Source organism: Halomonas sp., assembly GCF_052095765.1.
In the GTDB taxonomy this organism is placed as follows: domain Bacteria; phylum Pseudomonadota; class Gammaproteobacteria; order Pseudomonadales; family Halomonadaceae; genus Halomonas.
Genome location: NZ_JBQDJZ010000109.1, coordinates 1 through 7662 on the forward strand (window position 1 = coordinate 1; position 7662 = coordinate 7662).

General features: G+C 57.3%; 10 protein-coding genes. 1 reads left to right on the top strand and 9 read right to left on the bottom strand.

The window, feature by feature from the left end:
• The 8 genes from ACTH3D_RS11735 to ftsB form a co-directional block, all read right to left on the bottom strand.
• A partial coding sequence (locus tag ACTH3D_RS11735; protein ID WP_441667305.1) for a LysM peptidoglycan-binding domain-containing protein occupies positions 1-335 on the bottom strand: 335 nt, incomplete at its 3' end.
• The gene (locus tag ACTH3D_RS11740; protein WP_441667306.1) at positions 328-1290 is read right to left on the bottom strand and encodes a DUF368 domain-containing protein; all 963 of its coding nucleotides are present in this window, start codon (positions 1288-1290) and stop codon (positions 328-330) included. The genes ACTH3D_RS11735 and ACTH3D_RS11740, both read right to left, overlap by 8 nt.
• Positions 1287-1967, bottom strand: a complete 681-nt coding sequence (locus ACTH3D_RS11745) for a protein-L-isoaspartate(D-aspartate) O-methyltransferase (RefSeq protein WP_441667307.1) — start codon at positions 1965-1967, stop codon at positions 1287-1289. The genes ACTH3D_RS11740 and ACTH3D_RS11745 overlap by 4 nt, the downstream gene beginning before the upstream one ends.
• Positions 1954-2700, bottom strand: coding sequence for a 5'/3'-nucleotidase SurE (surE, locus tag ACTH3D_RS11750; protein WP_441667309.1), 747 nt, complete (start codon positions 2698-2700; stop codon positions 1954-1956). The genes ACTH3D_RS11745 and surE overlap by 14 nt, the downstream gene beginning before the upstream one ends.
• On the bottom strand, positions 2675-3862 hold the full coding sequence (gene truD, locus ACTH3D_RS11755) for a tRNA pseudouridine(13) synthase TruD (protein ID WP_441667310.1): 1188 nt from the start codon (positions 3860-3862) through the stop codon (positions 2675-2677). The genes surE and truD overlap by 26 nt, the downstream gene beginning before the upstream one ends.
• Positions 3855-4346, bottom strand: a complete 492-nt coding sequence (ispF, locus tag ACTH3D_RS11760) for a 2-C-methyl-D-erythritol 2,4-cyclodiphosphate synthase (protein WP_441667311.1) — start codon at positions 4344-4346, stop codon at positions 3855-3857. Before ispF ends, truD begins: the two co-directional genes overlap by 8 nt.
• A gap of 16 nt (positions 4347-4362) precedes the next feature.
• Positions 4363-5073 carry a 2-C-methyl-D-erythritol 4-phosphate cytidylyltransferase gene (gene ispD / locus ACTH3D_RS11765; protein WP_441667313.1) on the bottom strand — a complete coding sequence of 237 codons (711 nt, stop codon included), beginning with the start codon at positions 5071-5073 and terminating at the stop codon, positions 4363-4365.
• The gene (gene ftsB, locus ACTH3D_RS11770) at positions 5070-5372 is read right to left on the bottom strand and encodes a cell division protein FtsB (RefSeq protein ID WP_441667314.1); all 303 of its coding nucleotides are present in this window, start codon (positions 5370-5372) and stop codon (positions 5070-5072) included. Before ftsB ends, ispD begins: the two co-directional genes overlap by 4 nt.
• A gap of 381 nt (positions 5373-5753) precedes the next feature.
• Between ftsB and ACTH3D_RS11775 the strand changes: the two genes are divergently transcribed.
• Positions 5754-6824 (top strand): AbrB family transcriptional regulator, encoded by a 1071-nt coding sequence (locus ACTH3D_RS11775; RefSeq protein WP_441667315.1) that lies wholly within the window; start codon positions 5754-5756, stop codon positions 6822-6824.
• 90 nt (positions 6825-6914) lie between these two features.
• On the opposite strand, the gene ACTH3D_RS11780 is transcribed toward ACTH3D_RS11775, so the two are convergent.
• Positions 6915-7478, bottom strand: coding sequence for a hypothetical protein (locus tag ACTH3D_RS11780; RefSeq protein ID WP_441667316.1), 564 nt, complete (start codon positions 7476-7478; stop codon positions 6915-6917).
• Positions 7479-7662 lie beyond the last annotated feature (184 nt).

The following is a 7662-nucleotide window of genomic DNA, read 5'->3' on the forward strand; positions in this document are numbered from 1 at the left end:
CCCGCACCGGTACCAGCGGCAGCTGCGCTAGCGTCACTGTTGCTGGCAACCTTGGGCTGCGCCCCATCGGGGCCAGTGAGATTCAGCGTCTGGCCTGGCTGAAGCGTATAGGGCGGCGGAATATCGTTCAGCCGCGCCATGTCCCGGTAGTCCATGTCATGGCGCCAGGCGATACCATAGAGCGTGTCACCGGCCTTTACTGTGTACTGTTGCGGCGTGACAGGCGCTTTGCTTTTTGAAAGATCTTCCACGCGCACACCACCAGAAGGCGGTTGCTGAACCGCACAGCCAGCCAATGCAATAACCATTCCGCCAATCAGAAGACGCTTATACATCGTTACTCTCCTTGTTGTCCCTCTTAGCGTTGCCCACTGGACGCCCTGTTCTACTAGCCAACCACACCAGTAGCCCTCCCGCGATGATTGCAATCACCACTGCAACCAGCTGCGCTGGCTCACCGGTCATTTGGCTGTAACTCTGTGGCCCCAGATAGCGGAAGCCGAGAGGAATGACTTGTCCCTCACTACCCAACTGATAATGCACCAGCTGACGCCATGGCCATAATACCGGCAATGAACCAATGATGAAGCCCAGCAGCAATTGCAGCGTGCTTCCATGATGATGTCTCAACAGCCATGAAAGCAGCCGCGAGAAGAAAAATAGCCCCAGCGCACAACCAATGGCAAACAATCCCAGGGTGGTGAGCTCAAACCCGCGTATTGCCTGCATCACGGTGCCGTACAAGCCCATGGTCAGCAGCAGAAAGCTGCCAGACACACCAGGCAACAATAGTGCACTGATGGCAATCGCCCCCCCGATGACCAGCACCAGCTCTGGACGTCCTATGCTGGCGACAAACGGCATCAGCGACGGCAACATGTAAGCCAGTACCAGTCCGCCGATTACTGGCAGAACGTGCCACCAACGACGGTCGCTAATATGCTGACCGATGATCAGCGCCGAAGCAGCGACCAGACCAAAAAAGAAGCCGTCCAGCACCAGCGGCTGAGCCTCCATCAACCACACCACCAGGTGCGCCACACTGATCAAGCTGGCAGCAATCCCTGCCAGCAGAGGAATCAGGAAGCTCAGATTCAGGTGTCGGGCCAAGCCGCGCAGACCACCTTGACGCCAGGCCGACCAGGCGGAGGGACCAAACTGCTTGATGGTGTGAATGAGCTCCTCATAGATGCCGGTAATGAAAGCGATAGTGCCACCGGAAACACCGGGCACCGCATCGGCGGCACCCATGCCAATCCCTTTGAGCAGCAGTGATAGAGAACGCTTCAAGTAATGACTCCTTCCAGTAGCGGCACAAAGCGGACCGGCTCCAGCCGCTGAGTATCAAATTGGTCACCTCTACGCTGCACCCGCACCAGCCACTGGGTGCCCGAAGGCTGCTTCAGTGGAGCAATCAGTACACCGTCATCGGCCAGCTGCTCCAGAAGTGTCTGGTCGAGTGTTTCAGCACAGGCCGTCAGCAGAATGACGTCAAATGGGGCGGCATCTCGCCACCCGAGACCGCCATCAGCCAGTTTCAACTGGGCATTGTATACATTCAGTAGCCGCAGCCGCTCAGCGGCACGCTGATGCAGCGCATTGATTCGCTCCACCGACCATAGCTGGCTGACCAGGCGTGATAGGATCAGCGTCTGATACCCCGATCCGGTACCGATTTCCAACACCCGCTCCGGCTTGAGCTGCAACACCAACTCGGTCATGCGAGCCACAATAAAGGGCTGGGAAAGTGTCTGGCCATAGCCAATCGGCAGCGCAGTATCTTCATAAGCCCGATGGGCCAGCGCCTCATCCAGGAACAGATGGCGCGGCTCACGAGCCATAACCTCAAGCACGTCCGGGTCAGTGATCCCCTGCTGCCTCAGCCGGTCGGCCATGCGATCGCGCGTTCGCTGGGAGGTCATACCAATGCCGCGCAGCCGGGCTGCCAATGACTCAGGTGAATGCATCCAGCCAGTCCTGTACGTCGGCGCGTGCCGAATGCCGTGTCAGATCCGTCTGCAACGGAGTGATTGAAACAAAGCCCGCTTCGACAGCCGCGAAATCCGTGTCCGGGCCGTCATCGGCATTGCTGCCCTGGGGGGCAATCCAGTAGCGCGTCCTGCCCCGCGGGTCTTCAACTTCAACAGGCTGCGCCGCAGGGCCACGATAGCCCAGACGCGTTACTCGGATACCACGCAGGTGTTGCCAGGGCACATCGGGTACGTTCACATTGAGCAGGCTGCGCGGTGGCAGCGATAACCGGTCCAGCGCACCCACCAGGCTGGCGACGAGACGCCCTGCCGTCTTGAAGTGATGCCTACCGACCAGCGAGACCGCAATGGCGGTCATGCCGAGGTTGCGCCCTTCCATTGCCGCTGCCACCGTGCCGGAATACAACACATCATCACCGAGGTTGCCACCGTGATTAATACCGGAAATTACCATATCCGGACGCTCGGGCCAGAGGCCATTGACACCCAAGTAAACGCAGTCTGCCGGGGTGCCATCTACGCTGTAGAAACTGTTGTCCAGAGCGGTCAATGATAAAGGGCGCGACAGGGTCAGGGAGTTGCTGGCACCGCTCTTGTCACGGTCCGGCGCCACCACCCGAAGCCGGGCATGCGGCAAGAGCGCATCATGCAGCGCTTTGAGTCCTGGCGCATGAACGCCATCGTCATTGGAAAGCAGCAGTCGACGCATCTGAGCCTCTGGTAGATGTATTTTCTGGATCACCGGCATTCACCGGCTGAGCTGGGCTAACTTTCTCGCACGGACGTCCTTCTCCGGCTGGACGCCCCAGGCTTGAATGCTCCATCAATTCACGCAGTACCGACGTCGCAAACGCACCTTTAGGCAAGGTAAAAGACAGCCAGCAACCATCCGCAGTGCGGTTCAGCTGAGCTTCACCAAGACGCATGCGTAGCGGCCGACGTGACACACGCACACCGGCTGAAATCAATCCCTGACACAGCCCGGGATAACACTCACCAAGTTCAGCCTCATAACTCACAGCAGCCGCCTGTGCTTTTGACCCACCCACTCCCCAAAGAACACCTGCAGGGTGCAGATCCTGACGTGTCGCCCTGTCAACGAGCTGATCCAGCTCCTCGGCTGACACATCAGGCTCAATGCCAAATAAGCTGCCAGTACCATCCAGCATTACTACATCACCGGGCAACGGAAGACTCCAGTTACCCGCGTTGATACGCGCAGCAAGCTGCTGATTGAATAAATAACTGCGTGCTGCCGACAACAGCATTCCGTCACGGTCATCACGTTTACGCCAGCCACGCTCAAATGCGCTAATTGCCCGCTGCAAGTTACGGCCATGCGGCCCAAAACGCTGCGGGCCAAAATAGTTAGCCACGCCTTGGGTCAGCAGCCGCTGCCAACGCAGCTCCAGCTGTTCATCAACGGCGGCTTCACCACTGATTCGCAACCGGAAACGATTGCCACGATGCACGCCACGCTTGAGCTTGCGCGGATGCCGGTGTTGCTCAAGCAGCTGCACCGCCAGGGGCTCCAGACGCAAGGCAAGATCCCCTGGCGCCTCACGGCCTGGCAGATGTACCGAGAACCACTGGCGTGTCACGGCCACTCGATCTTTCATGCCGGCATAGCCAACATCACGGGGCGTAACATCACACGCCTTGGCCAGTTCGCGAGCCACCATGGCGGTAGTGAGGTCGCGTTTCTCAAGCCACAGCCACAGGTGCTCGCCCTCACCTTCCGGCACAAAGCCCAGCACTTCTTCAACACAGAAGTCTTCTGCCGTCATGCGGTACTCGCCCGCTGGCGGCGGACCAAACTCAGCATCGAGAACGCTTGGCCACCTTGGCGGCCACTCGATGGGGTCACACATCTGGCGCACTCGCCGATACCAGCAGCACGACGGCCTCAGCAGCGATCCCTTCACCACGTCCGGTGAAGCCAAGACGCTCAGTGGTAGTGGCCTTGACGTTCACGGCACCTATGTCAACGCCCAGCAAGCCGGCAATGCATTCCGCCATGGCCGTTATGTGTGGTGCCAGTTTAGGCGCCTGCGCCATGACGGTGGCATCCAGGTTGCCCACCCGCCAACCAGCCCGCCCAATAATATCCACGACGTTAGCCAGCAGCTGGCGGCTGTCAGCTCCTTTCCATTCAGAGTCGGTATCGGGAAAGTGACGCCCAATATCACCCTCAGCACAGGCACCCAGCAGTGCATCGCACACCGCATGCAGCAGCACATCCCCATCAGAGTGTGCAACAAAACCATGGTGATAAGGCACAGCGATGCCACCAATCATCAAGTAATCGCCATCACCAAAGCGATGCACATCAAAACCATGGCCGATTCGTATCATGCCCTGTATCCGTTCGTCAGAATGAGTAATCGCTGGCTCGTTGGGCGGCCAGAATATGCGCCGCCAGGCCCAAGTCTTCGGGATGGGTGATCTTAATATTGTCACGCCGCCCAACCACCAGCTCCGGCGACAGTCCCAGCGCTTCAACGGCCGAGGCTTCATCGGTCACCTGGCGCCCTCTGGCACGTGCCTGCTCCAGCGCACGGCGCAACAGCGCATAGCGAAAGCCCTGTGGGGTCAGCGCATGCCACAAGCCATCACGTGGCTCGGAGCGCAGCACATGGCCCGCCCCATTGTCACGCTTCATGGTGTCAGCGACCGGCGCGGCCAGTAGGGCACCCGCCGGCTCCCGCTGAACGGCACTCAGCAGTCGTTTAAGATCTACCGGCAGCACACAGGGGCGCGCAATATCATGCACCAGCACGATATCGTCAGCGTCTGCGATTGAGTCAATGGCCAGTAGAGCATTGAGCACCGAATCCATGCGCTCAGCACCACCGGAAGCGCGCCGCCAGTGCGAAAAAGGCACCCAGTTCGGATCGAAATGAGCGTCATTGTCGTCCAGGCACAGGCAAAGCTGAGCGGTAGGCAGCGCGTAATACAGGCGGGAAAGCGTGTGCTGCATGATCGACCGGCCGGCCAGCTCAAGATATTGCTTGGGCCGCGTTGTACTGACCCTTGAACCGCGACCCGCCGCCGGAACCACCAACCATAAACGGGAATTCATGGCGAACCTCCTTTCACCGAATCGCTGGCCCCCGGAACCCAGAAAAACTGCTCGTCGCGGCGCACCATTCCGATGTCGTTCCGGGCATGCTCTTCGATGGCGTCCAGCCCTGTCTTGAGATCAACAACTTCGGCGGCCAGGCGATCATTGCGGGCGCGCCAAGGCGCGTTGGTGGCCTCCTGAACGGCAACGCGCTCACGCACCAGCGCCAGGTCTTCCATTCCACCCTCACCCAGCCACAAGCGGTACTGCAGCAGCGCAAGCAAGCCAGCCAACACAATGGTGAGCCATTTGAGCATCAAATTTTCCAGCAGTAGCAATGACTAAACACGCATTATGCCAGCTTGATGACACCGGCTCACCTACTTAATCCGATAAACTAACCACTTGAATTAAGAAACACGCCTACCTCAGACATTGAATGACACGTTGTGCTCAGTTTCGGGGCCATTACTCACAATGGGATATCGACGTTATCGCACTAATATCGCTTTTGTCAGCGACTACCCGCTCCATTCCAGCTTGACGACGGTCCATCTGGCGCTCAACGTCAAGCGCTCTTCGAGTCAGCCTTGACCCTAAGCGCGCATAACACATCTTTGCGCGGCTCTTGCGCGGTACTAACATGTGCTGCGCAACTTATTGAGGTTCTTTCTAACGCACAGGCCATAGGAAACGCCATGCCCAACATCCTTACCTTCATTCCCCTGGGTGCTCGGCGTTTTCTGCCAACCCTCATCCTTGGTGGCATAGGTGGTTTTATCGCCTACGTGATTGACTTACCTCTTCCTTGGTTACTTGGTGCTCTGATTATCACCACGTTAACTAGCCTCGCCAATGTGCAGCTCGGCTCCCCAGGGCGGCTTCGGCAAGGCGTCTTAATCATCATCGGTGTCATGCTAGGGTCTGCTTTCACTCCTGAGCTGACAGGAGACCTCAGGGCTTGGATCGTTAGCGCGACAATCATGCTCCTCGCTACCGCGGTAATGATGATAGTGGCAGTGCTCTTTAGCTACCGTATCGCGGGGCACTCACTGAACACCTCTCTTTATGCTGGCGCTCCAGGCGGCCTGTCCGCACTATTGATGATGGCTCAAGAATCTGGCGCCGACCTGCGAGCCGTTGGCATCACTCACGCCGTGCGCATCCTAGTGCTACTGTTAGCAGTTCCACCAATCCTTGGATTACTCGGCCATGTAGATTTGACTAGCGCCAGCAATGGGCCGACTCAGTGGAGCCAATTACCGTCACTTTCTGGCACTGCCTGGCTGATTGTGGCTGCAGCACTTGGGGTAGTGGCTGGTCGAGTTCTACACCTACCTAATGCCCTGCTATTTGGCCCTGCGCTCGTGTCATCAATACTGCACTTTTCTGGGCTAACTCATGCCGTGCTACCGCCAGCACTGGTTGCTTTAGCTCAGATAGTGATTGGCACGTCAGTGGGAGTACGCTTTGTCGGTGTGGCGCTTGCTGAGATGGCCCGCCAGCTTGGCTTAGCAGTCATCCAGACACTCATTTTAATAATACTCGCAGTAGCAGCAGCGTGGCTCGGCCAAGCACTGACAGGCATCTCGATAGCCGCAACCTTACTCGCTTACATGCCCGGCGGCGCGCCTGAATTGAGCCTAGTGGCACTTTCACTCAATATTGAACCCGCCTTCGTTACCTCTCATCACCTATTACGCATCACCATATTACTGATGGTATTACCTCCGCTGGTGCACTGGGCTCACCAACGCATAAGGCCCTGATACTGTAAAAATCAGTACCAAGGCCTAAATTAAGTAGTTAACAACTTAAGTGGTCAACAGACACTCATTGCAACATGCTTCAATGACATATTAGTGATTATGGCCAACATGGTGGCCAAAGGTGGCATTAACCTGCAGCATGGCCGTCCAGCTATCCTGCTGCTCAGCAAAATCCTCGTGACTCACTTGTGCGCGCAAGAAGACATCCTCACTCACATGCCAAGTCACTTGGCCGCTCTGACGCCAAGAGGTTCCTTCAGAGACAATTTGAGTGGGGTGAGACTCCATCACATCGTTAGTCAGGCCCAAAGCCTCGCCGCGCAGCCCGACCTGCCAATGAGGAGCGATACCATAGATGGCCTCTACGTAAGCACCATCTTGACGCTCAGTAAAGTTGTCGCCTGAATGCCAATGGTCGTTATGCTGCACTTGCTCTTTCAGATCACGCTCGGTATAGAAGTATTCTGCCCCCAGCTGCCAGTCGCCATGCCCCGCTGAACGGCCAGCATTATGATGGAAACGGGCATCAACTCCAGCAAACCAATTATCGCCTTCTGCGCTATGTGCATGATCCCCATGGCTATCGACGCGGACATATTGGCTATTCGCACCCGCCGAAGCACCAATCTCAAATTGCTGATCCTCGCCTAGCATGGGACGATACTTGATGAATAAAGTCCCCAACCGCGGCCCGCTGTCACGCGCTTCTCGGCCAGACTCATCAAATAAAGTCAGCCCCTCACCCTCACCTTGGAACAGCTCGCTGCCGACGAGCCACTGTTCACTAAGTGCCTAACCGAAAGTTTTCGTGCATAATGTATGTAGGATAACTGACACG

Coding starts and splice junctions, on each gene's coding strand:
- ACTH3D_RS11745 (WP_441667307.1), bottom strand. CDS start 1,967: ATGCATTCACCTGAGTCATTGGCAGCCCGGCTGCGCGGCATTGGTATG.
- surE (WP_441667309.1), bottom strand. CDS start 2,700: ATGCGTCGACTGCTGCTTTCCAATGACGATGGCGTTCATGCGCCAGGA.
- truD (WP_441667310.1), bottom strand. CDS start 3,862: ATGTGTGACCCCATCGAGTGGCCGCCAAGGTGGCCAAGCGTTCTCGAT.
- ispF (WP_441667311.1), bottom strand. CDS start 4,346: ATGATACGAATCGGCCATGGTTTTGATGTGCATCGCTTTGGTGATGGC.
- ispD (WP_441667313.1), bottom strand. CDS start 5,073: ATGAATTCCCGTTTATGGTTGGTGGTTCCGGCGGCGGGTCGCGGTTCA.
- ftsB (WP_441667314.1), bottom strand. CDS start 5,372: ATGCTCAAATGGCTCACCATTGTGTTGGCTGGCTTGCTTGCGCTGCTG.
- ACTH3D_RS11775 (WP_441667315.1), top strand. CDS start 5,754: ATGCCCAACATCCTTACCTTCATTCCCCTGGGTGCTCGGCGTTTTCTG.
- ACTH3D_RS11780 (WP_441667316.1), bottom strand. CDS start 7,478: ATGCTAGGCGAGGATCAGCAATTTGAGATTGGTGCTTCGGCGGGTGCG.